19 protein-coding genes and 1 riboswitch are annotated in these 22,678 nt (G+C 70.5%); of the genes, 6 read left to right on the top strand and 13 right to left on the bottom strand.

What is annotated here, in order from left to right; genetic code table 11:
* Positions 1–74 precede the first annotated feature (74 nt).
* Positions 75–752, top strand: a complete 678-nt coding sequence (locus tag KIH74_RS03390) for an alpha/beta fold hydrolase (RefSeq protein WP_214154214.1) — start codon at positions 75–77, stop codon at positions 750–752.
* 73 nt (positions 753–825) lie between these two features.
* The gene (locus KIH74_RS03385; protein WP_214154213.1) at positions 826–2,034 is read left to right on the top strand and encodes a M20 metallopeptidase family protein; all 1,209 of its coding nucleotides are present in this window, start codon (positions 826–828) and stop codon (positions 2,032–2,034) included.
* 94 nt (positions 2,035–2,128) lie between these two features.
* Here the strand turns inward: KIH74_RS03385 and KIH74_RS03380 are convergent, their stop codons facing one another.
* Positions 2,129–3,013, bottom strand: coding sequence for a bifunctional methylenetetrahydrofolate dehydrogenase/methenyltetrahydrofolate cyclohydrolase (locus KIH74_RS03380; RefSeq protein ID WP_214154212.1), 885 nt, complete (start codon positions 3,011–3,013; stop codon positions 2,129–2,131).
* The gene (gene glyA, locus KIH74_RS03375; RefSeq protein WP_214154211.1) at positions 3,010–4,308 is read right to left on the bottom strand and encodes a serine hydroxymethyltransferase; all 1,299 of its coding nucleotides are present in this window, start codon (positions 4,306–4,308) and stop codon (positions 3,010–3,012) included. The genes KIH74_RS03380 and glyA overlap by 4 nt, the downstream gene beginning before the upstream one ends.
* A gap of 50 nt (positions 4,309–4,358) precedes the next feature.
* A riboswitch (ZMP/ZTP riboswitch) is annotated at positions 4,359–4,445 on the bottom strand.
* A gap of 106 nt (positions 4,446–4,551) precedes the next feature.
* Between glyA and KIH74_RS03370 the strand changes: the two genes are divergently transcribed.
* Complete coding sequence (locus KIH74_RS03370; RefSeq protein WP_214154210.1) at positions 4,552–4,938, top strand: SUKH-4 family immunity protein; 387 nt, start codon at positions 4,552–4,554, stop codon at positions 4,936–4,938.
* Between the two features lie 74 nt (positions 4,939–5,012).
* On the opposite strand, the gene KIH74_RS38310 is transcribed toward KIH74_RS03370, so the two are convergent.
* Positions 5,013–6,809 carry a glycoside hydrolase family 26 protein gene (locus tag KIH74_RS38310; protein WP_214154209.1) on the bottom strand — a complete coding sequence of 599 codons (1,797 nt, stop codon included), beginning with the start codon at positions 6,807–6,809 and terminating at the stop codon, positions 5,013–5,015.
* 684 nt (positions 6,810–7,493) lie between these two features.
* On the opposite strand from KIH74_RS38310, the gene purU reads away from it, so the two are divergent.
* From purU to KIH74_RS03355, 3 genes are all read left to right on the top strand, one after another.
* A complete protein-coding gene (gene purU / locus KIH74_RS03360) occupies positions 7,494–8,387 on the top strand; it encodes a formyltetrahydrofolate deformylase (protein WP_214154444.1) in 894 nt (297 codons plus the stop codon).
* 124 nt (positions 8,388–8,511) lie between these two features.
* A complete protein-coding gene (locus KIH74_RS39120; protein ID WP_372491973.1) occupies positions 8,512–9,075 on the top strand; it encodes a DUF6318 family protein in 564 nt (187 codons plus the stop codon).
* Positions 9,076–9,170: 95 nt separating this feature from the next.
* Positions 9,171–9,944 carry a hypothetical protein gene (locus KIH74_RS03355; RefSeq protein WP_214154208.1) on the top strand — a complete coding sequence of 258 codons (774 nt, stop codon included), beginning with the start codon at positions 9,171–9,173 and terminating at the stop codon, positions 9,942–9,944.
* A 45-nt stretch (positions 9,945–9,989) separates the two neighbouring features.
* Here the strand turns inward: KIH74_RS03355 and KIH74_RS03350 are convergent, their stop codons facing one another.
* The 10 genes from KIH74_RS03350 to KIH74_RS03305 form a co-directional block, all read right to left on the bottom strand.
* Positions 9,990–10,757, bottom strand: a complete 768-nt coding sequence (locus tag KIH74_RS03350; protein WP_281417587.1) for an FHA domain-containing protein — start codon at positions 10,755–10,757, stop codon at positions 9,990–9,992.
* The gene (locus tag KIH74_RS03345) at positions 10,754–12,037 is read right to left on the bottom strand and encodes a vWA domain-containing protein (RefSeq protein WP_214154206.1); all 1,284 of its coding nucleotides are present in this window, start codon (positions 12,035–12,037) and stop codon (positions 10,754–10,756) included. The genes KIH74_RS03350 and KIH74_RS03345 overlap by 4 nt, the downstream gene beginning before the upstream one ends.
* 39 nt (positions 12,038–12,076) lie before the next feature.
* Entirely contained in the window at positions 12,077–13,345 is a 1,269-nt protein-coding gene (locus tag KIH74_RS03340; protein ID WP_214154205.1) for a protein phosphatase 2C domain-containing protein, read from the bottom strand.
* A gap of 32 nt (positions 13,346–13,377) precedes the next feature.
* Positions 13,378–15,618 (bottom strand): serine/threonine-protein kinase, encoded by a 2,241-nt coding sequence (locus KIH74_RS03335; RefSeq protein ID WP_214154204.1) that lies wholly within the window; start codon positions 15,616–15,618, stop codon positions 13,378–13,380.
* A 2-nt stretch (positions 15,619–15,620) separates the two neighbouring features.
* Positions 15,621–16,733, bottom strand: a complete 1,113-nt coding sequence (locus KIH74_RS03330; protein ID WP_214154203.1) for a hypothetical protein — start codon at positions 16,731–16,733, stop codon at positions 15,621–15,623.
* A 46-nt stretch (positions 16,734–16,779) separates the two neighbouring features.
* Positions 16,780–17,784 (bottom strand): glutamate ABC transporter substrate-binding protein, encoded by a 1,005-nt coding sequence (locus tag KIH74_RS03325; protein ID WP_214154202.1) that lies wholly within the window; start codon positions 17,782–17,784, stop codon positions 16,780–16,782.
* Positions 17,785–17,795: 11 nt separating this feature from the next.
* A complete protein-coding gene (locus KIH74_RS03320) occupies positions 17,796–19,112 on the bottom strand; it encodes a GlnX family signal transduction membrane protein (RefSeq protein WP_214154201.1) in 1,317 nt (438 codons plus the stop codon).
* Entirely contained in the window at positions 19,109–20,605 is a 1,497-nt protein-coding gene (locus tag KIH74_RS03315) for an AAA family ATPase (protein WP_214154200.1), read from the bottom strand. Before KIH74_RS03315 ends, KIH74_RS03320 begins: the two co-directional genes overlap by 4 nt.
* Complete coding sequence (locus KIH74_RS03310; RefSeq protein ID WP_214154199.1) at positions 20,602–21,177, bottom strand: hypothetical protein; 576 nt, start codon at positions 21,175–21,177, stop codon at positions 20,602–20,604. The genes KIH74_RS03315 and KIH74_RS03310 overlap by 4 nt, the downstream gene beginning before the upstream one ends.
* A 125-nt stretch (positions 21,178–21,302) precedes the next feature.
* A complete protein-coding gene (locus KIH74_RS03305; protein WP_214154198.1) occupies positions 21,303–22,571 on the bottom strand; it encodes a toxic anion resistance protein in 1,269 nt (422 codons plus the stop codon).
* Positions 22,572–22,678: the final 107 nt, after the last annotated feature.

Here is a 22,678-nt window from a genome sequence, read left to right as displayed (position 1 = left end):
GTACGACTCCACCTTCCATCGACAGGCCAGCCATACTCGCACGGCCCCCGACACAGCCCACCGATAATCGGACCGTGACCCCGATCCTCGCCCTGCCCGGCACCCTCTGCCCACCCGCGGTGTTCGATCGCCTCGCCGAATCAGTAGACCTCAGGACCTGGTCGTGGCTCACCCGGCCGGGACCGTGGGACATCCCCTCGCTGGTCGCCGACATCGCCGCCCAGCTCGACGGGCCGACGCTGGTGATCGGCCACTCCACCGGCGGCGCCCTGGCCCTTCAGCTGGCCCTCAGCCACCCCGGCCTGGTGGCCGGTCTGCTCCTCGCCGACACCGGCGCCCACATGCGCGACCACGGCGACGTCGAGGCGATTCTGCTCGGGCTGCGCGAGAACTGGGGACCGGAGCTGCTCGGCCGCATCCTCGACCGTTCCTTCCACGAACCCCTCGACCCGGGCACCCGCGCGGAGTGGCTGGCCTGGGCCCTGGCCACCGACCCGCGGGGCGCCCACGACGTGCTCCGCAGTCAGCACGCCCTCGACCTGCGCCCGCTCCTGCACACCGTCGCCGTCCCCACCGTCGTGGTCCACGGCCGCCACGACCAGGCCCGCACCGTCGCCCACGCGCAGGAGCTGGCCACCGGGATCCCCGGCGCCGAGCTGGTGCTGCTCGACACCGGCCACACCCCCGTGCACGAGGACCCGGACGCCGTGGCGAGGGCCGTTCGGCGGCTGGAGCTGCGCCTTCCGGCCTGATCGGGACCAACAAGACGTGTGGCTTTGCCTGAAACCCCTGTCACGTGAGCGCGGGAAAGGGTATGCAATTGACATGACCCTTCTGGACGACGCGGCCGGGATCAGTGCCGATCTCGCCGATCTGCGGCACCGGCTGCATCGGCGACCCGAGATCGGGCTCAAGCTGCAACGCACCCAGCAGGCGGTGCTCGAGGCACTGGACGGCCTCGACCTGGAGATCACCCCGGGTCGCGACATCGGCTCGGTCACCGCGGTCCTGCGCGGCGAGGCCGCCGCCGACCCGGACATCGCCCCGGTGGTACTGCTGCGCGCCGACATGGACGCCCTGCCGGTGCACGAGGAGGTGGACCTGCCCTTCCGGTCAACCGTCGACGGCGCCATGCACGCCTGCGGCCACGACCTGCACACCTCCATGCTGGTGGGCGCCGCCCGCCTGCTCAGCGACCGGCGTGACCAGCTGGCGGGCGACGTGGTGCTGATGTTCCAGCCCGGCGAGGAGGGCTACCACGGCGCCGCCAAGATGATCGACGGCGGCATCCTGAGCGCCGCCGGCCGGGCCGCCGACGCCGCCTACGCCCTGCACGTGCTGCCCAACCAGGTTCCGCGGGGCACGATCGCCAGTCGCCCGGGGGCCGTGATGGCCGCCAGCGACGGGCTTTTCGTGACGGCGCGGGGCTACGGCGGGCACGCCGCCTCGCCGCACCTGGCCCACGACCCGGTACCGGCGATCTGCGAGATGGTGATCGCTCTCCAGACCGCGATCACCCGCCGCATCGACGCCTTCGAGGCCGCGGTGCTCACGGTGGGCCGGCTGAAGGCCGGCACCAAGCACACGGTGATCCCCGACACCGCCGGATTCGAGGCCACCGTGCGCACTTTCGACCGCAGCGTGCGGCGTCAGGTGCGCGAGCTGGTGCACCAGGTGTGCAACGGCATCGCGGACGCGCACGGTGTGGAGGTCGACATCGAGTACCTGGAGGAGTGCCCGGTCACGCTGAACGACGCCGAGGCAACCGATTTCGCCTTCGAGACGGCGGGCGGCCTGTTCGGCGACGAGCGCATGTTCGCTCTGCCCCGGCCGCTGACCGGCACCGAGGACTTCTCCCGGGTGCTCGAAAGAGTGCCCGGCGCCATGGTTCTCATCGGCGCCTGCCCGGAGGGGCAGGACCCGGAGACGGCGCCGAGCAACCACTCGCCGCACGCCGTCTTCGCCGACTCGGTGCTGGCCGACGGCGCCGCGCTGTACAGCGAACTGGCGTTGCGCAAGCTGTCCGTCAATTGAGGACGACGATGAGCTCCCGCGAGCTCTCGTCGTCCATGAACCGAACACGGCCCCGGCTGGAATCAGCCGGGGCCGTGCGGGTTTTGCGTCGTCTCTAGTTGGCAGCCCGCTCGGCCGCCTCCACCACGTTGGCCAGCAGCATCGCCCGGGTCATCGGGCCCACCCCACCGGGGTTGGGTGCGACCCAGCCGGCCACCTCGCGCACGTCGAGCGCGACATCGCCTGCCAGCTTGGACTTTCCGGTGACCGGGTCGGGCGCGCCCCGGCTGACCCCGACGTCCAGCACGACCGCGCCAGGCTTGACCATCTCGGCGGTGATCATGTTGGCCACGCCGGCGGCGGCGACCACCACGTCGGCCCGGCGCACGTGCTCGGCCACGTCACGGGTGCCGGTGTGGCACAGCGTGACCGTGGCGTTGAGCTCGCGGCGGGTGAGCAGCAGGCCCAGCGGACGGCCCACGGTGACACCGCGGCCGACCACGCAGACCTCCTTGCCCTTGAGGTCGATGTCGTTGCGCAGCAACAGGTCCACGATGCCGTGCGGGGTGCACGGGATCGGGGACGTCATCGGGGCGTTGACGTTGAGCACCAGCCGGCCGAGGTTGGTCGGGTGCAGACCGTCGGCGTCCTTGGCCGGGTCGATCAGTTCCAGCACCCGGTCGGAGTCCAGGCCCTTGGGCAGCGGCAGCTGCACGATGTAGCCGGTGCAGGCCGGGTCTTCGTTCAGCCGCGTGACGGCGGCCTCGACCTGCTCCTGCGTGGCGTCGGCGGGCAGGTCCTCGCGGATGCTGTTGATGCCGACCTCGAGGCAGTCGGCGTGCTTCATCGCGACGTACTTGGCACTGCCCGGGTCTTCCCCGACCAGCACCGTGCCGAGGCCGGGAACGATGCCCTTCTGCCTCAGAAGAGCCACCCGCTCCTTCAGCTCCAGGCGGATGGCGGCCGCGGCGGCCTTGCCGTCGAGCAGCTGCGCGGTCACCAGGTCTCCAGGCCGTCGTACAGCGGGAAGTCGGCGGCCAGCTTGTCGACCCGCTTGCGCAGGGCCTCGACGTCGCAGGTCGGCTGGAGGGCGGCGGCGATCACGTCGGCGACCTCGGTGAACTCCTCGTCGCCGAAGCCCCGGGTGGCCAGCGCCGGGGTGCCGATGCGCAGACCGGAGGTGACCATCGGCGGGCGCGGGTCGAACGGCACGGCGTTGCGGTTCACGGTGATGCCGATCTCGTGCAGCCGGTCCTCGGCCTGCTGGCCGTCGAGCGTGGACTCGCGCAGGTCGACCAGGATCAGGTGCACGTCGGTGCCGCCGGTGAGCACGGAAACGCCTGCCTTGGTGGCGTCTTCGGCGGTGAGGCGCTCGGCCAGGATCTTCGCGCCGCGCAGCGTGCGGGCCTGGCGGTCCTTGAACTCCTCGCCGTGGGCGATCTTGAACGCGGCCGCCTTGCCGGCGATGACGTGCATCAGCGGGCCGCCCTGCTGGCCCGGGAACACCGCGGACTGGAACTTCTTGGCGTTCTCCTGGTCGTTGGCCAGGATGATGCCGCCGCGCGGGCCGGCCAGCGTCTTGTGCGTGGTGCTGGTGGTGACGTGGGCGTGCGGGATCGGGCTGGGGTGCAGACCGGCCGCGACCAGGCCGGCGAAGTGCGCCATGTCGACCATCAGGTAGGCGCCGACCTCGTCGGCGATGCTGCGGAACGCCGCGAAGTCGAGCTGACGCGGGTAGGCCGACCAGCCGGCGATGATCAGCTTGGGCCGGTGCTCGAGGGCCTTCTCCCGCACCACGTCCATGTCGATCAGGAAGCTCTTCGGGTCGACCCCGTAGGCCGCCACGTTGTACAGCCGGCCGCTGTAGTTGATCTTCATGCCGTGGGTCAGGTGACCGCCGTGGGCCAGTTCGAGGCCGAGGATGCCGTCGCCGTGACGGATCAGCGCGTGCATGGCGGCGGCGTTGGCCTGCGCGCCGGAGTGCGGCTGCACGTTGGCGTAGTCGGCGCCGAACAGCGACTTGACCCGGCTGATCGCGAGCTCTTCGGCGATGTCGACGTACTCGCAGCCGCCGTAGTACCGCTTGCCCGGGTAACCCTCGGCGTACTTGTTGGTGAGCACCGAGCCCTGCGCCTCCAGCACGGCGCGGGGGGCGAAGTTCTCGCTGGCGATCATCTCCAGGGTGCCCCGCTGGCGGCCGAGCTCCTGGCCGAGGACGGCGGCGAGTTCGGGGTCGGCGTCGGCCAGAGAGGTCTGGGTGATCGCACGGCTGGTGGACGTGGCATCGGAGGTCATGCGGTTACTCCAAAGCGGTAGCGGTCGTCGGGCGGGACGGTATCCCAATGCGCCCGGGCCCAGGCGAACGACCCGATGACGACGACTCCACCGCTTCCCGGTGGTGACCCACCCGAACGCCAGTCGCGGCGAGGTCATAGTAACAAGCAGGCCGGGGACGGGGCAGGTCTGTTTCGGGCCACCCTCACCGCACTGCCCGGAAGTGCATGATCACCGGGTCGGAGCGGGTCATACACTCCGAACATGGAAGAGCTGCGCTTCGGCATCAAACTCGACGACCGGCCGGCCCGGATCCAGGAGATGGCGGGCCGCGAGTTCACCGTGATCGGTTCCGCCTCGTTCTACCAGGAGATCGGGGTGGACGCCGAGGGGCGGCTTTTCGTGCTCGATCCGACTCCCAGCACGCCGAGTCCGATGAACAGCGGTATGGACGCCTTCCGCGGCTTTCTGAGGGCGTTCGACGAGTTCTACGCCGGGGAACCCACCACCGAGGACGAGGAACCCGCCGTTCCGCGCCGCAAACGCCTTCGGCTGCTGAAGAAACAGCTGAACGCGGTCGATGCCGACGCCGTCCACAAAGACCGCTTCTGGTGTGTGGTGGTGGAACAGATCGAAGACGGGATTCTGTAGCGGTTTTTCGTCGTCCGTGCAGTGAAAACGGCCCCCGGGAGAAAACTCCCGAGGGCCGTTCAGCAGTACTGCGGCTACTTGCTGTAGATCGACTTGTACTTCGCGGCGGCCTCGGGGTTCTGCACGTTCCCGAAGATCGAGCCGGCGTAGTAACTGGCGTCCTCGTTGAAGTACGCCTCGTAAGCCAGCTGACTGCCCAGGCTTTCGAAGAACGACTTCATCTTGCCGATGTAGTACGCGTTGTCACCGCCGTTGTGCCCGGCCTGAGCGGTGCCCGGGTAGACACCCCATTCCGGCACGCTGACCTTCTTGCCATGGCTCTTGGCGAAGTTGACCCAGTACTTCAGGCCCTGCTTGCCGTTGAGCTGCTCGTCCCAGTTGGCCTCGCTGGTGGCGCCCGGCCACATGTCGTACGAGTCGATGCCGACGATGTCGACGTACTTGTCGCCCGGGTAGGCCTTGGTCGGGTCGGCCAGACCGGCGCTGACGCCCCGGTTGACGTTCCAGTCCCAGGTCAGCGCCGGGGCCACGGACTCGGCCGCGGAGACGACCTGACGCCAGCACTCGGCGAAGTTGTCCGCGTCACCGGCGGCCCACTCGTACCAGTCGCCGTTGAACTCCCAGCCGAGGCGGATGACGGTGGTGTCGTCCAGACCGGCGTCCTTGATGTTCTGCGCGATCTGCTTCCACTTGCTGTTGTAACTGCCTGCGGCGCACTGGCTCAGCGATCCACCGCTGTTCTCCGGGAACGGCGGGAAGCCGAACGACTTGGTGTACGACGTGCCCTCCCAGGAGTCGTACAGCCAGTCCGGGTCGATCAGGTCGTCCCAGCTGGAGCGGGCCGGCCAGTCGACGACCACGTCGATGCCCGCGCCGCGCCACTTGCCGAACGCGGCGGCGTTGCTGGCGCTGCTGCCCGGCATGTACAGACCGGACGCCCAGCCAAGGCCGGAGGCGCTGTCGCTGAGGTTGGCCAGGCCGATCTGCGTGGTGCCACCGGTGCTGGTGCTGCTGCTCGGTGTGGAGTCCTTCGTGGTGCTGCTGGAGGAACTCGACGACTTCGTGGCCTTCTTGCTCTTGGTGGTGGCCAGCTTCTTCGCCGTGGCCGTGGCCTTGCCCAGCCGCTTCTGCGCCTCGACCAGCTCCTCGGACGTCGGCGAGGCCGACCGGGTCGCGGTCTGCGCGGGCATCTCGTTGCTGTCGCTGGTCAGCGCGGCCTCTTCGGTGGTGCCGCGGGTCCGGTCCAGGTAGAGGTAGCCGGGCACGGCGAGCACCAGGGTGATGGCGACGGCGCCGAGCCAGGCCCGCTTGTTGCTGACCGCGCGGCCGATCGGGCTGCGCCCGCCGGAGCGGCGGCCGGTCTTCGGGCGCTTGCCACGGATCTCCCGGCGGCTGATGCCACCGGTCGGCGTCGGGTCGTCGGCCGTGACGTCGACCTCGAGAAGGCTCGGCTCCGGCGCGAGTTCGGGCTTGCGGATGGCGCCGGTCTGGCCGGAACGCACGCGGATCGACCCGGTCTGCGTCTCCCGCAGCTCGGGGATCGCCTCGGTCTTGGCCTGCGGGTCGGTCTCCCGGCCGATCAGGCCGAAGGTGAGCTGCCGCTGGATGGCGCGGCGGCGACGGCGCTTCTCCATGCGCTCGCGGCGGGCGCGCAGCTCGGAACGGGTGAGACGCGGCTGCGGCCGGGCCGGTTCGATGCGGACGCCGGAGGCGGCGGCCTCGGGGGTCTCGTCGCTGAAGAAAGAAGAACCCCCGGCGGCGCCGACGCGGGCACCGGCGGCGGTGCGGCGCTTGCGGCGGGCGAGGGCGGGGTCCATGCGGGCGGAGTCGGTCGTCGCGCGCGTGGCGCGGCTGCGACGGGTGTCGAGCACTTCGCCACGGGAACCGGGAGCAGTGCGCCCCTCACGCTCCGCAGCCGTCTGCGCTCTTCGATCGCCCTCGTCCTGAGCCCTGCGTCTGCTCGTCACGGTGGTTCTTGCTCCCATGGTCGCCGGCGTCGTACAGCTTCTGGCCGTCCTCGGCCGGTTGATACGGATGCATCCCGGTCATACAGCTCAACCGAGATCGAATCGTGATGCTAAGGGACCCCGCTCCCAACCGTCTAATGTGCGGCAGACCATACCAGTGCTGGTCAGAGGCCATTCAAGACAATCTTGGGATTCTCAGGGCGGTCTCAGCGGTTGCCGGGGCGACCGATCCGCAACCGGAGCAGAACGGACGTCGCGCAGGTCATAACGGCGTGTTGAAAGCGGCTAATGATCATGTGAGCTGGGAGTCTCACAGGTGGTGATCAGCCGACTCCGGAATACCTCCCAGTCGCGATGAGCGCATCTTTGCCCCTTCCATAACATTCACTTAGCGTGCCGAGCCCGGAGTGGCGCGAGCACTGTCAACGCTGTGCTATAGAGCCTCCACTCCGGGTCGACGGTCGCTGTCGCCCAACCGTTACCGGGGCGCCCCTCTTGACCGTTCGGTGCCCGTGCCCGCACCCTGCGCGTGTGACTACTTCCGGCCCCGGCAGCACCCAGACCCCTGCGACATCCGCACCTGCTCCCCTGGGCACCGGCGGGTCGGCCCCGGCAGACCGTCAGCAGTACGTCCTCACCCTTTCCTGCGAGGACCGGCCGGGCATCGTCTACGCCGTCGCCAGCTTCCTGATCCAGCACGGCTGCAACATTCTCCAGAGCGAGCAGTACGACGCCGACGCCGCGGCGGACACGGCCGGCACCTTCTTCATGCGGGTGCAGTTCACGGCCCTCGACCCGGTGGAGACGCTCGACCGTCTGCGGGCGGGTTTCCTGTCCGTCGCCGACTCCTTCCACATGCAGTGGAGGCTGGTCGACGCCTCCACCCGCTGCCGCACGCTGATCCTCGTCTCCCGGTTCGGCCACTGCCTCAACGACCTGTTGTTCCGCCACCGCATCGGTGCCCTCGGCATCGACATCCCCGCGGTGGTCAGCAACCACACCGACTTCCAGGACCTGGTCGAGAGCCACGGCATCCCGTTCATCCACGTGCCGGTCACGAAGGCCACCAAGCCCGAGGCCGAGAAGCAGCTGCTGGAGATCGTCGACCGCGAGAAGATCGACCTGGTGGTGCTGGCCCGCTACATGCAGGTGCTCTCCCCCGAGCTGTGCCAGGCCCTGACCGGCCGGGCGATCAACATCCACCACTCGTTCCTGCCCAGCTTCAAGGGCGCCCGCCCCTACCAGCAGGCCCATGCGCGAGGCGTGAAGATCATCGGGGCCACCGCCCACTACGTGACGAGCGACCTGGACGAGGGCCCGATCATCGAGCAGGACGTCGAGCGCGTCACCCACGCCACGACGGCGGAGCAGATGGCCGCCGTCGGCCGCGACGTCGAGTGCCAGGTGCTGGCCCGGGCCGTGGCCTGGCACGCCGAGAACCGGGTGATGATCAACGGTACCCGGACCGTCGTGTTCAGCTGACCTTTCCCCACCGAGCCCGGCCCGCCGTTCGTGCGGACCGGGCTCGCTGCTTTTGGTGGGGAGGGTTATCCACAGTTTGGTCGGGGTGAGGGACTTTGGGGTGGGGGGTGGTTACTCTTTTTTCATGATCGGGGGATTCTTTCGGGGTGTTGTCGTTGTGTCCGGGCTCTTGGCTCTGACCGCTTGCTGGGGCGGGAGCAGCGGAGCCACTTCTGCCACCACCGCAACGGTTTCCGCTTCCGCAACGGGTAGTCCTACCGCCACTTTGGCACCGCCTGTAGCGCCTGAAGCGGAGCGGAGTGCGGAGGGGGCGGAGGCTTTTGTTCGGTATTTTTGGGAGGTGCATAATTACGCTTACGAAAACCTGGAAACAAAACTTTTGACACGAATTTCCGAACCCAAATGCTCCTTCTGTAGAGCAACTGACAAAAATATTTCAGAACTTCGAACAGAAGGAACTCAAATCCAAGGTTCACGCGTGCGCATGGATCAAATCGCCGTTCCACCCATAGACATAAAAACTGGCGTTATAGTCTCAGGAACCATCGATCAAGAGCCCGCCCAACTCACACATGCCAATGGATCGCAGACCACGGCGTCTGCAATCTCTAATGCCCAATGCTTCGTAAGCCTCAACTGGACACAGAATAGCTGGCTCGTTGCAGACGTAGCCATTGAGGAGAGTTGATGCTTCGATTGGCTGCCTCGGTTTTAATCTTTCTTTCCATAGTTTCTCCCCCACCAGCTTCGGCAGCAGATCAACCACCAGGGGAGGGCACACAGGTGACCTCCCGTGCATCATCCAACTACGCCGAGCTTTGGGCCAAGCAGCAGGAACGCTCGAAGCGCCCTCTTAGAGGTCATCCCGTAAGCAATTCGACCGCCCCGAAAACAATGCACTCCTACGTGCCCGCGTGCCTAGGAAACTATCCGAACCGGAGTGAGATGGTGCCGTGCGCCAGCGCATACGCAATGTGCAGCGACACGTCCGATCTGCTGGACTTTGGGTACTGGTTGTTCAGCGCACCCGTTGGACCGCCTTCATCAGCAGACTGGACAGCGACCGGCGCCTACATCTGCCTCGGCGCCACAGATCCCAATGAACCCCCGCCAGTAATCCCCGTTCTCACGCAAGAAGACTTCCAGCGTCTGCCGCTACCCGCCTCACCGATCGTGGTCCAGCCGCCCAACGGTCGCACGCTGGTGAACATCCCGACCAACCTGTACGCCGACGCCGACACGGTGACCCTGCCAACCACCATCCTCGGCCAGCCCGTGCAGGTTCGGGCCACGCCTGAGGAGTTCCGCTGGACGTACGGGGACGGGGAATCGCTGACCACCGAGGATGCGGGGGCTGCGTATCCGGAGCTCAGAACCGCTCACGTGTACCAGCATTCGGGGGCACGGCGGGTGGGGCTGACCACTGTCTACAGCGGCGAGTACTCCGTGAGTGGTGGGCCCTGGCTCCCCGTCGACGGCACCGCGACGGTGGAAAGCCCGGTCAGCACAGTGCAAGTCGTGGCGGCGGAGAATCGTCTCGTCGCCGCCGGATCATGAGCGGGGCCCCGGCGCACAACAGCGTCGGGGCCCAAGGCGGGAAACCTACTGCTCGTCGGGCGTCGCCCGGCGGATCACCAGGCGGGTCCACGCCCCCACGTAGACCCGGTCGCCCTCGCGGAACTCGGTCCGCTGGCCGGCCGGGATGGGGTCGGTGGGCAGGGGGGCGCCGGCGGGCGCGATGTAGGTGCCGTTCGAGGACTGGAGGTCCTCGGCGAACCAGCGCTGGCCGTCGGTGGTGAGCTGGGCATGACGCCGCGAGACGCCGTGGTCGCCGCCGCAGTCCAGCTGGGGGTGGATGTTCCGGCTGGTGGAGCGGCGGCCGACCAGGATGCTCTGGTCCCACAGCGGCACCACGCCGGGCATGCCGGGCGACGGGCACGGGTCGTCGCTCTCCTGGGTGGCGTACCAGTCCGGGTCCACCCAGACCTCGGCCACCCAGGTCAGCGGGCCTGAGGTCGGCGGGGCGAGGCCCGGCGCCGGCGGAGCCGCCGGACGGGCGCCGGGCGCCGCGGAGCTCACGTCGTCCACAAGCTGTTGGGCCCCCGGCACCGCAACCGGCTCGGGCATCACGCCGGTGGTGAAGTCGTACCCGCAGACCTCACAGAACAGGTCATCGGCCGGCACGACGGAACCGCAGTTCGGGCAGTCCTTGTCGGACGGACCGGCCCCCAGGTCGAGGGGGTTGGGCACCGTCGCCTGCGGCAGGGGCGGAGGTGGGGGCGACGCGGAGGCGGCACTCATCGGCTGCCCACAGACGTCGCAGTAGTCGGTCGATTCGGAGACGTGCCCGTCAGGACAGCGTGAACTCATCGCTTGTTGACCCTTGTCGTCTTCGTCGAGGCGGTGTCGAGCGCCATCTCGTCCAGCTTGTCGACCGACCGCTTCAACCGAACCGTCCCGGTCGCCGCGTCGTCGATGTCGACCACCTTCCGCAGTTTGCTCGTGGCCTCATCGTTACCGGTCTCGGCGGCCAGGGCCACCGCACGTCCCAGCTTCGTGGTGGCGGTCGCCTCGTCACCGGCAGCCTTGGCGGCCAGCCCTTCCTGAATCACCACGGCCAGCTCGGCCTGCCCGGTGTAGTGCGCCACGGCCGGGTCGATGCGGGTGGTCAGGGCGTCGTCACCGGACCACTTGGCCTTCACCAGCCCCTGCGACACCACCTCGCTGCCGACCGCGAGCTGCACCCGCGCCGCCAGCCGTTCCTGGCCGACCGGCTGGGGCTGAACGCGCACCGCCACGTGGTAGTCGCGGGACTCGTCACCCCAGGCCCCGGTGGGGAAACCCGAGGTCAGCGGGTTGATCTCGACCTTGCGGCTGGTCAGGTCCTCCACGTTCGGCGAGACCTGGCGCACCCACAGCAGCTGCGAACCCTGCGGCGCCCACACCCGGAGCTGGGCCTCGGCGACACCCCGGCCCATCGCCTTCTGCATGAGCTGCTCGAAGTCCTCGGCCATCGACGCCGGGTCGGCGATCAGGCCGACGGTGCCGAGCAGGGCGGTGGAGACGCGGCGCAGCTCGGCCACGTCCCAGTCCGCGCCGACGCCCCGGCAGTCGCACTGGAACCGGCCGGTGACCGCCTCGATCGACGCCTGGAACTGGTGCGGCTGCTCACTCTGGTTCTGCCCGTCGGTGAGCAGGATCGCGTGCCGCTGGGTGGCCTGCGGCACGGTGTCGAACAGCTGCGCGGCGAGCTTCAGCCACGAGCCCATCGCGGTGCCGCCGTCGGCCTGCAACTGGGCGATCGCGCTCTTGGCGGCCTCCCGGGCCCCCGGTTCCATCTGCACCATCGACACCCGGGCGTTCGGGTAGGGGAAGGCGCGGGTGGCCACGTGGGTGCCCGAGATGATCGCGAACCAGGTGCCGTCGAGGATCTGGTCGACCGCGACCGCGGCGGCCTGCCGCGCGGCCACGATCTTCGCGTCGAGCATCGACCCGGAGGTGTCGACGATGATGATCTCGGCGGCGTCACCGCCTCCGCCACGCCCGGCCTCGCCCGCGCCGGAGCAGGTCACCGAGACGATGGCGTGCACGTCGGTGGTGCCCTCGGAGATGAACTCGTTCTGGAAGACCTCGGCGCTGAAGGACGGCATCTCGTTCTCCGATCGTGTCGTGGTTCCGGGTGCCGGAGGTCAGGCGTCCGGGTTTCCGTAGTCGGTGTCCGAAGAGGGGACGTCGATGGGCCGGGTCGGCGTTGCGCCTTCCGAGCGCGCCTCCGTGTGCTCCGCGCCACCCGCCGGGGCTGCCCCGCGCTGCGGCGGGATCGGGGCGATCCGGGCCAGGGCCGCCGTGATGTTGTCCTGGCCCCCCTGCCCGTTGGCCCAGTCGACCAGCCGGTTCGCCAGCAGCACCGGGTCACCCTGCGACTCGTGCGCGAGACCCCGCACCAGCCCGGCCATGTCGTGCGCCGTGGAACAGTAGTTCCACAGGCCGTCGGAGCAGACCAGCAGCCAGCCCGGGCGGTCGGGCACCCGGGAGTCGCGGGTGGGCACGGTGTCCGGGCTGTCCGGGCCGAGCCAGCGGGTGATGGCGTGCGCCCGCGGCCCGTTCTCCGCCTCTTCACGCGGCACCCCGGCGAGGATCTGCTCGGTGGCCCACGAGTCGTCCCGCGACATCTGTTCCGGCTCACCGGAGTCCGGGATCCAGTAGATGCGGCTGTCGCCGACCCAGCCGACCACGATCACCCCGGAGTCCACGACCGCGGCCGCGAAGGTGCACGACGGCGGGCTGTCCTGACGTTCGCCGGGCCGGCCGCTGGGGGTGCGCCCGGCCTCGACGGCCTGCCGGTTCGCCTCCTCGCCGGCCAGCGCCAGGCGCTCGCTCCAGGCCGAGATCCGGCCCGCCACCGACGGCACGTCGGGCCGCGGCCGGTCGAGCACCTCGCGGGCGGCGCGGGCGGCGTTCAGGCTGGCGATGTCGGAGTCGAACGACGACGAGACCCCGTCGCAGACCACCAGCACGGCCCGGGAACCGGGCTCGGGGCGGGCACTGATCGCCATCCCGTCCTCGTTGCGGTGGTGCCGCACGCCGCGGTCCGACACCGCGGCCACCCAGCTGGCCGGCCGCTCCTGCCAGTGGTCGCGCAGCTTGACCGCGGGCGCGCCGCAGGTCTCGCACCAGCCGTCGAGGAACGACGTGCCGCCGCAGGTGCGGCAGGCCGGGTTCAGCGCGTCCGGGTCGGACGACTGCGTGGGGGACGACGCGGCCGGGTGGCTCATGCCGCCGGGCCGTTTCGTGGTGTCGGCCGGGACCGGGGTGATCCCGTCGGGCAGGTCCTGCCCGCACCCCTCGCAGAACAGGTCGCCGGGCTCGGCGTCCTCCCCGCAGTTGGGGCAGATGATCCGCTGCCCCGCAACGGGTTCCGGCGCTGACAGCGCGTCGGACGGAGGATTCTCGTTCACATCAACCTCTTCGGCAAAAGATTCGGGCACGGTCACCGCCAGGTCCAGCGGCGCACCTTGTTCGCCTCGTCGACGAGTTGGATCCGCTCGTCCCGCTTCTCGGTCAGCCCGGCCAGCTCACGGTAGGCAGCCTCCAGGCCGTCCTGGAGCGGCGGGGCCTCGGCCGGCACACCGCCGACCAGGACGTTGGGCCGCGGACCGTCCTGCTGCACGTCGGCCAGCGCCGCGGCCAGCACCTCGACCCGCAGCTGGGCCCGGTCGCGGGGGTCGAGACGCACCGCCGCCACGCTCTCCAGCGCGGCGGACAGCGCGTCCAGCCCGGCCCCGGAAGCCACCAGCAGCGCCGCCTTCTGACGCCGGGCGCTGACGAAGCTACGGCTGGTGGTGGGCACCATGTCGAGCGCCGCGATCGCCGCCTCCAGTTCTCCCTGGCCCTCGGAGTGCCGCTGCGAGCGGATCCGGGCCAGGCCGAACGCCGCCGGGGCGGTGAAGTTGGCATCGGTGCGCAGGCAGGTGAGGTAAAGGCTTTCGGCGATGTCGGGCTGGCCGCCCTCCTCGCAGGCCATCGCGAGCGCCAGCTTGGGCGCCAGCTCACCGGGGGCCTGGCCGTAGACGGCGTTGAACGCGGCCTGGGCGTTGGGGGCGTCCTGACGGGCCAGGGCGGCGAGCCCGGCGACCCAGACGGCGCGCCACTCCCACGGGTCGTCGGCGAGGATCTGGCCGACGGTGGCGTCGGCCCGGCTCAGGTCGCCGGCCTCGACCGCGGTGTAGGCGGTGGCCAGTTGCACCTCGATCGACGGGTTCTGGGCCTTGACCAGCAGGTCGAGCTTCTCCAGCGGATCGGTGACGCTGATCGAGGCGAGCCAGGCGGCCTGCGGGTCGGCGTCGTCCACCCGCAGCCGGGGCAGGTTGTCCCACTGGAGCCGGTCGCCCTCGACCACCGGCGGCTCGAACAGCAGCGAGGCGGTGGAGTGCGAGGCGGGGCGCTCGCCGTGCCGGTCGGCGGCGACCACCTCGCGCAGCACGCCGAGCAGCTGGGTGCGTAGTTCGTCGGCGGTGGCGAACCGGTCGCCCGGGTTGGGGGCGCAGCACTTGGCCAGCAGCCGGTACAGCGAGTCGTACTGCTGGAACAGCGGGGTGTCGTTGACGCTGGGCAGCGTGGTGGCGTAGGTGGAGGTGTTGCCGCGGAACTCCATCGCGAGCGAGACCAGGCTGCGGCCGAGCGTGTAGATGTCGCTGGCCACCGACGGGCCGACGTCGGGCACTTCGGGGGCCTGGTAGCCGACGGTGCCGTAGATCGCCGAGTCCAGGTCGTCGATGCGGCGCACCCCGCCGAGGTCGATCAGCTTGATCGAGTCGCCGGCCTGAATGATGTTGTCCGGCTTGAAGTCACAGTAGAGCAGCCCGGTGTCGTGCAGGTACTGGAAGGCCGGCAGCACCTCCAGGATGTAGGCGACCGCCTGGTCCACCGGGAACGGTGAGTAGGCCCCGCCGGCGGCCTTCATCCGGTCTTTCAGGATGTCTTTCAGCGACTGCCCGGCGACGTACTCCATCACGATGTAGCCGGCGTCGTCGTGGGTGACGAAGTTGTAGATCTCGACGATCAGCGGGTGCTCGACCTGGGCCAGGAACCGCTGCTCGGCGATGGCCGCGGCCAGCGCGTCCGGGTCGCCGGAGTTGAGCAGACCCTTCAGCACCACCCAGCGGTCGGACACGTTCTTGTCCTTGGCCAGGTAGATCCAGCCCAGCCCGCCGTGTGCGATCGCGCCGACCACCTCGTACTGGTGGGCCACCAGATCGCCGTGCTTCAGCTTGGGCGTGAACGAGAACGGCGCCCGGCAGTTCGGGCAGAAGCCCTCGGGCCGGCCGGCCCGGCCCTGCCGGGAACGCCCCACCGGGTTGCCGCAGTTCGGGCAGAACCGGCGGTTCTCCGGCACTTCCGGGTTCTCCTGCACCGCGGCCAGCGGGTCCGGCACCGGGGCCGGGGGCACGGTGGTGATGCCCGCGCCGAGCCGGGCGGCGCGGGTGCGGGAGGAGGTGGAGCCGAGACGGCGGGTGCCGTTGGTGCCGCCCGTCGCCCGGGCCGAGCCGAGCGGGGCACTGGCCAGCCGGTTGGACGACGACGAGACGGTGCGGCTCGACATCTCGATGCCGTTGCCGGGGGTCGGGGCGGGCGCGCCCATCGCGGCCGGCGAACCGCAGACGTTGCAGTACCCGTCCTCGATGGTGCCGGTACAGCCCGGCTGGGCGCAGGAGAGCGGAGTGGCGGGCATGATCAGATTCCTCCCCCGGGAACCGGGACGATCAGACGTCGGTAGTTGTCCACCAGGTTGCGGGCTTCGTGGATCCGGCAGGGCACGGCCGACAGCGCCGCCTCGGCCTGCTGCCCGACGAGAGCGACGAGCGGGTCCTCGGCCCGGCCGTTGGCCCGGGCCTTCGCGGCGGACGCGCTGAGTAGCCCCCGCAGTTCGGCGGGCTCGCCGAGCGCCGAGGTGTAGGTGTCACGCACCTGCTGCATGGCGCTGGCCACCCGGTCCAGCCGGTGCCGGAAGCCGTCCAGATCGGCGCGGGTCTGCGGCACCCGGCCGAGCCGGGAGACGTCGGGCACGACCAGTTTCGGGGCGGGCACCACGGCCAGCCGGGTGCGCTCGACGAGTTTCTCCAGCTGGCCGGCCTCGGCCTCCAGCTCGCGTCGCCGGGCGAGCGCGGCCCGGTAGTCACGGCCCAGGTCGCGGTGCGCGGCGGCGGCCACGATCAGGTCGCGTTCGGCCCGGGCCGCGGCCACCTCGATCGCCGCGAACGGCCCGCTCACGTCGGACCCGCGGCGGGCTCTGCCGGCCAGTTCGTCGAGCTGCCGGGTGAGCGCGTCCAGGTCGGGCAGTGTGGCCGGCCGGGCGGAGTGCCCGGCCAGCTGTTCGGCGCAGCGCTCCAGCGTGGCCCGGGTGGCCTGGATACGGGCCACCAGGTCGGCGGCCGTCGGGTCGAACGACAGCCGGGCCCGCAGGGTGGCGGTGAGCGCGTCGGACAGCCGGCAGGCCTCGACCAGCGAGACCCCGATCGACCCGGCGCCACCGGCGGTGCCCCAGATCACCCGGGACATCTCCTCCTGCTGCTGCGGCCCGACCCGGCCGGAGTCCCAGATTTCGGTGAGCCGGGTCCAGCGGTCGCTCACCGACTGCCACATGGTCATGGCCAGTTTCAGGTCGCCGGTGTAGCTGTCCGGTTCGTCGGAACGCAGCGCGGCGGCGTCGATCTGGTCGAGCTCCCGCTTGCGGCCGGAACGCCAGGTGCCGAGCGCGCCCAGGTAGGCGCGCAGTTCGTCCACCCCGATGGCCTGGCCGAGACTGCCGGGGGCGGGCGGGGCCAGGGCGGGTTCCGGCTGCGTCATCGTCGGCAATTCGACCACGGTGTCTGTCCCGGTCGCCCCGCGGGTGTCACCCACGGTCCTTCAGAGCGGTCTCCGAACGGCCGTAGACCGCCTCGGGCACGGCCGGGCGGGTGCCGTTCCCGGCCATCCACTTGTCGTAGAGCTTGTCCAGGGTGCCGTCGGACCGCATCTCCTCGAGCACCGCGTTCACGAACCGGGTGAAGTTGGTGTCGTCGGGCGTGATGCCGATGCCGTAGGGCACGGTGCTGAAGGCGTTGCCGACCACCTTGGCGTAGGGGTCCTGGGCGGCGAACCCGGCCAGCACGGTGTCGTCACCGGTGATCGCGGAGACCTCCCCCTCCTGGAACAGCACCAGGCACTCGCCCACCTCGTCCACCTCGACCGGTTCGGCCACCCGGTCCTGGATGCTCGCCAGGCTGGTGGAACCCTTGGCGGCGCAGACCGTCTCGTTCGCCAGGTCGCCGATGTCCGACGCCTCGGAGTCACTGCGCACCAGCACCTTCTGGCCGGCCTCGTAGTACTCGGTGGAGAAGTCGATGTAGGCACCGTCGGTGGACTCGCCGCCGAACCAGCGGTCGCAGTTGATCGTCATGGTGTGCGCGACCAGCTGCACCGACCGGTCGTTCAGCCGGTCCAGCCGGTCGGCGAAGCTGAGCACCTTGTACTCGATCTTGACGTCCGGCCCGATCTCCTGGGCGACCCGCTTGAGCACGTCGATGTCGAAGCCCTCCAGCTGACCCGTGGTCGGGTTGCGCGACCCCCACAGCTTCACGTCGCCGGCCACGCCGACCGTCAGCTTCTTCGACTTCCTGATGTCGGCCATGGTGGAGCCGCCCGGCCAGGAGGAGGGATTCGTGGTGATGCTGCCCGGGTCGATCGAGGCCACCGCGGGCTTGCCGTCCTGTTCGCAGGTGGTGGAGCCGTCGGCGGCGACCGCCGCGGGTTGCGCCACCGCCACGGCCGAGGACGACGTGGCCGGTGCGGCCGAGCCGCACCCGGCCAGCACCAGGGCCGACGCGGCGGCCGCGGTCAGCAGACGGGTTCTCTTCACGGTCATCACCATCACCGGTACTCGTCGAGTCGGAGCGAGATCCCCCGCCAGGCACCCGCGGCGCAGAGCAGGCCCACCACCAGCAGCGCGAGACCGGTCGGCAGCAGCAGGTTCCCGGCCTCGCCCAGCCGCTTCACTGCGCTGTCGGTCTGGGGGGCCAGGCTCGTGCTGCTGGCATTGTCGTACTGGTCGAACAGGCCGTTGGCCGAGTCGCCGCCGTCGGCCGTGGCCAGCTCCACCGCCTCGTCCCAGGAGCCGTCCAGGTCGAGGTCGTTGATCTTCTCGTGCACCTCGCGGTAGTCGTCCAGGGCCTCGGCCGCGGCGCTGTTCTCGCGGGTGTCGATGAGGTCGGCGGCCTCGTTGAACGACGCCTTCCACTGCGCGTCGGCCGCAGTCGCCGAGCCGCGGTTGATCAGGGTCAGGCTCTCCTTCGACTTGGCGTCGAAGGCCAGCACCCGGGAGTCGCTGATCGCGGAGGCCTCGGCGAGCGGTCCGCTGCGCACGTCCGCGGCCTCGGTCTGCGCCGTCAGCATCACCGCGGCCGCGCCGGCCAGCATCACCACCAGCACCACGGTGGACGCCAGGGTCGGCAGGTTCAGGTAGCGGTGCGAGTGCCGGGCCACCAGAACCTGCACGGCCAGCAGTCCGCCCACCCCGATCACCGCCGCGAGAACCAGCAGCCAGCGCGCGTTCCCGGCGGTTCCGAAGGCATCGGCCACGGCGGCGGTGTCGGCGTCGGTCCGCTGCTTCAGCAGCGCGATCACGCTGCCCTCCTGCGGTTCGGTGCCGCTGGTCCCCATCAGGTCGCTGGCCGCCTCCAGATAGCTCGCGCCGACCGGCAGCCCCTGCCGGTTGTTGGCCCGCGCCGAGGCGACGTACCCGGAGTACCGGGTGAGCGCGGCGTTGGCCTGGCCCAGGGCGTCCGCGTCGGCGGAGCTGTGCCGGGCGGCCGTCGCGAGATCCGCGGAGGCCGACTTCAGCGCCTTGATGTACCCCTCGCGCTGGGCCTGCGGTTCCAGGCCGTAGCTCAGGAAGGCGTTCGTGGCGTCGGCGTCGGCCTGCACCAGATCGGTCTGGATGCCCTGCACCAGCAACAGATGCTCGGACGACGAGGTGGCCCGGTCCAGCGCGGACGAGCGCATCTGGAGCGCCCAGCCACCGAGCAGCGCGGACACCAGCACCGACACCACCGCGCCGATCGCGATCAGCCGCAGCCGGCCCGGGCTGCCGGAGAACGACTCCCGCAACGCCGCCGTGGCGGACGACCCCCGGCGGGGCGGCACCGCAACGGCGTCGGCCGGCGGCGGAGGAATGATGGTCTGGGTCACCGTGCGGGCTCCGATCCCTGGTCCGTGGGCTCCTTCTGTTCTTGCGGATCCGTACCGTCGAGGTCACCCGGCAGCAGCTCACGCAGCTGCTCCAGGGTGGGCGCCTCCACGTCGCGCAGCCGCCAGGCCTGGTGCCCGATCGCGGCCTCCAGCACGTTGCGGGCCCAGCGCCCGTTGCCGAAGCCGGTCGGCCGGGGCTCACCGGGCAGCAGTTCGCGGAACCGGGCGAGCGTGCGCTCCCCCACCTCGTAGTCGGCCCCGGCCGCGTGCCGCGCGAAGATCTGCTCCAGCTCGCCGCCGGTGTAGTCACCGAACTCGATCACGGTGCGGAACCGGCTGGACAGGCCCGGGTTGCTGGCGATGAAACCAGCCATCGGGACGGGGTAGCCGGCCACGATGACCACCAGGTCGTCACGGTGGTCCTCCATCTCCTTGACCAGCGTGTCGATCGCCTCGGTCCCGTAGTCGTCGCCGGCCAGCGAGTACGCCTCGTCGATGAACAGCACCCCGCCCAGGGCGCTCTTCACCACCTCGGCGGTCTTCGCGGCGGTCTGGCCCAGATAGCCGGCGACCAGCTCGGACCGGTCCACCTCGACGAGGTGTCCCTGACTGAGCAGCCCGAGGGCCCGGTAGATACCGGCGACCAGGCGCGCGACGGTGGTCTTCCCGGTGCCCGGGTTGCCGTTGAACACCAGGTGCCGGGTGATGGTGACGCTGCGCAGACCGGCCTCGGCGCGCAGCTTCTCGACCCGCAGCAGTTGCGCCTGCCGGTGGATCTCGTTCTTCACCGTGGTCAGCCCGATCAGCGCGTCGAGCTCTTCGAGCAGTTCGGCCAGCGGCCGGGCGGGCGGTGCCTGGTCAACGGTGGACGCCGGTGGCACCTGATCGGTCGCGGTCGCCTGGGTGGGTGGCCGGCTCGGGTGGCCCGTGCCGGGCCCGGCCGGGGGCACCGGGGTGCCGGCGAACCGCCAGCCCCCGGGCAGGTCCTGCACCGAGAGCGGCCCCGGCGGTGGCGGGGTGGGGTGGGTGGGCGCCGGTGAGCCGCTGGTCGCCACCGGTCCGGGCCCGCCGCCGATGGGCAGACCGCCTGCGGCGGAACGTGTTCCGGTGGCGGCGAGCTGCGCCGCCGAGGCGGCCGAGGCCGCCGCGACGACCCGGATGGCCGGCTCCCCCAGCGAGCACGCGGCGGAGGCCACCTCGGTCAGCGCGACGGCGTAGTCACCCGCGGCCGGGCTCCCGGCCGACGCCAGCTCGGTGAGCAGCGCGGTGGGCGCGCCCCGCCAGCGCCGGGCGCCGCTCGCGGCGTCGAAGAAGTCCTGCACGGTGCGGCCCAGCAGACCGGCCCAGTGCTGGGCCGCGCCGGTGGCCGACTCGGCGACGGCGGCGGCGAAGGCCGCTCCCTCGGCGCGCGCCCGGTCACGGTCCAGTCCGGCGGCCGCACCCACCTCGGCGAGCCGGTCCAGGGCCGGCAGCAGTTCGTGACGATCGGTCATGACGTACCCGTCGGGGGCTCGAGCCGGCGCGGCGGCGGGGTGCGGCCGGGGCCGGTCGGTTCGTCGTCCTCAATTTCGGGGTGCGGCACCGGCGACAACGGCTGAACCGACGGCTGAACCGACGGCTGGGGCGGCACGCTGATCGGCCCGCCCAGGTCGAGACCGCCTCCGTCGCCGAACTTCTCGGCCAGGAACTGGCCGTGGGCGATCAGCGCGGCGGCGTCGGCCCGGCAGACCGCGTCGAAGATCTGGTCCATCTTGTAGGCCAGCAGGTCGAGCTGGTCGCACAGCAGCAGCAGGGCGGTCTTGCCGTTCGCGATCGGCCGGGTGTCGGCCCACGACCGGGGCAGGCGCAGGTAGCCGCCCACCGCCTCGGGCAGGTAGCTGGTGGCCGTGGCCACCACGGTGTGCGCCTGGTAGCTGCCCGCCCCGAGCTGGTCGAGGCGCGGGACGGTCTCCCGCACGATCGACGACACCCGGGCCACCCGCGACACCACCATCGCGGGCACCCGGCCGGCGATCTCCTGCTGGAACTCGTCCAGATCGGCCAGCAACTGCTCGCTGGTACTCACCCTCGGCAGCTCCGGCCGGGGCTGTTGCGGCTCGGGATCCTTCCCGAAGACCCGGCCGAGCCAGTCACCGAACGACACGGTGACCCCGTCCTGTGTGCATCGCCATCCCTCGTGCCGGCAGACGCTCAGCGACCGAGACCCAGGTCGAGCGACCCGCCGTGCTCCGCCTGGGCCGAGCGCTGGTCGTTCGCGTGCACCCGGTCGAGATAGCCCCGGGCCTTGGTGGTCTCGGTCTCCAGCGTGCCGATGGTGGCGGCCATCGTGTCGAGCGCCTGAACCTTGAACGTGTCGATCGCGTCCATGGTGGCGTAGATGTTGGCGAAGGCCTTCTGGAGCTCGGGCAGGCCGACCGCCGACGACGCGGCCCCGGCCTGGATCCGCGCCGAATTGTCTTTCAGCATCTCCGAGGTGGTCTCGATCATCCGCGAGGTGGTGCTGTTCAGCGCGGTGATCTGGTCGAGCACCAGCTGCTGGTTCGACAGCGCCTGAGCCACGATCACGGCCGTGCGCAGGGCCGACACCGTGGTGGTGGTGGCCCGGTCGACGCCCTTGATCAGCTCCAGGTTGTTCTTGATGATGATGTCCATGGCCAGGTAGCCCTGGATCGACACGGCCAGCTGGGTGAGCAGGTCCTGGTGCTTCTGCCGCACGTAGAACAGCACGTCCTCGCGCAGGGCCTTGGCCCGCTGCGGGTCACCGGCCTCCAGCTCGGCGATGGTGGCGGACAGCCGCCGGTCGAGTTGCTCGGCCACGTAGATGTACTGGTTCAGCCGGGCCATGGTGGTCCAGAGCTGCTGCTTCTCCTGGTTCAGCGAGGCGTTGTCGCGCCGCAGCTCGTCCTGACCGTTGTAGAGCGCCTGGATGATCGCGTTCAGCTGCTCCTGTGCGCTCTGGTAACGCTGGAAGTAGTCGCGCACCTTGTTGCCGAACGGGATCATCCCGAGGATCTTCTTGGTGCCGGTGGCGCCCTTCGGGTCGAGCTCCTCGACCGTGCGGCGCAGCTCGACCAGCGTGGTGCCGACCTTGGAGCCCTGCGACAGCCCGCCCTCGTTCAGCGCCTTCACCGGCACCTGGAGCAGCCGGTTGGAGCTGTCGGCGGCCTCGCGGATGTCGGTGTCGCCCATCGTGCGCACGTCGTTGGTGCGGGTGGCGAACTCCGGCGACCTCGGGTCGGCCGCCAGCAGCGAGCCGACGTAGTCCTCGACCTTGGCGTCGAGCCCGGGCAGCGCGGCCGGGTCGACGGCCGGGGCCATCTCGGGGGCCTGGGTCTGGGCGATGGTGGGCGGCGGCTCAGGCGCGCTCAGGGTGAGCGGCGAGGCGGCCGGGGCCGGGGGCTGCAACGGGCTCGGGCGGCTCGCGGCCGCCTGGGAACCGGGGCTGGTCGGCTCGCTCATCGAATCCCTTTCGCGTCAGTTCCCCCGGGGCCGGCGCGGGCGCGCGGGGTGGTGCCGGGCCCGGCAGGGCCCTCCCCCTGCACAACGCTCAGACCCGGAGCTGCGTT

The organism is Kineosporia corallincola, from assembly GCF_018499875.1.
In the GTDB taxonomy this organism is placed as follows: Bacteria; Actinomycetota; Actinomycetes; order Actinomycetales; family Kineosporiaceae; genus Kineosporia; species Kineosporia corallincola.
The sequence above is the reverse complement of the archived record's forward strand: the minus strand, read 5'-3'. Positions and strand labels throughout refer to the sequence as shown.

Excerpts from the sequence above, each read along its gene's own strand:
- KIH74_RS03305 (WP_214154198.1), bottom strand. The coding sequence starts at position 22,571 with ATGAGCGAGCCGACCAGCCCCGGTTCCCAGGCGGCCGCGAGCCGCCCG.
- KIH74_RS03350 (WP_281417587.1), bottom strand. The coding sequence starts at position 10,757 with ATGAGTTCACGCTGTCCTGACGGGCACGTCTCCGAATCGACCGACTAC.
- KIH74_RS39120 (WP_372491973.1), top strand. The coding sequence starts at position 8,512 with ATGATCGGGGGATTCTTTCGGGGTGTTGTCGTTGTGTCCGGGCTCTTG.
- KIH74_RS03315 (WP_214154200.1), bottom strand. The coding sequence starts at position 20,605 with ATGACCGATCGTCACGAACTGCTGCCGGCCCTGGACCGGCTCGCCGAG.
- KIH74_RS03370 (WP_214154210.1), top strand. The coding sequence starts at position 4,552 with ATGGAAGAGCTGCGCTTCGGCATCAAACTCGACGACCGGCCGGCCCGG.
- KIH74_RS03335 (WP_214154204.1), bottom strand. The coding sequence starts at position 15,618 with ATGCCCGCCACTCCGCTCTCCTGCGCCCAGCCGGGCTGTACCGGCACC.
- KIH74_RS03330 (WP_214154203.1), bottom strand. The coding sequence starts at position 16,733 with ATGACGCAGCCGGAACCCGCCCTGGCCCCGCCCGCCCCCGGCAGTCTC.
- KIH74_RS03385 (WP_214154213.1), top strand. The coding sequence starts at position 826 with ATGACCCTTCTGGACGACGCGGCCGGGATCAGTGCCGATCTCGCCGAT.
- KIH74_RS03345 (WP_214154206.1), bottom strand. The coding sequence starts at position 12,037 with ATGCCGTCCTTCAGCGCCGAGGTCTTCCAGAACGAGTTCATCTCCGAG.
- glyA (WP_214154211.1), bottom strand. The coding sequence starts at position 4,308 with ATGACCTCCGATGCCACGTCCACCAGCCGTGCGATCACCCAGACCTCT.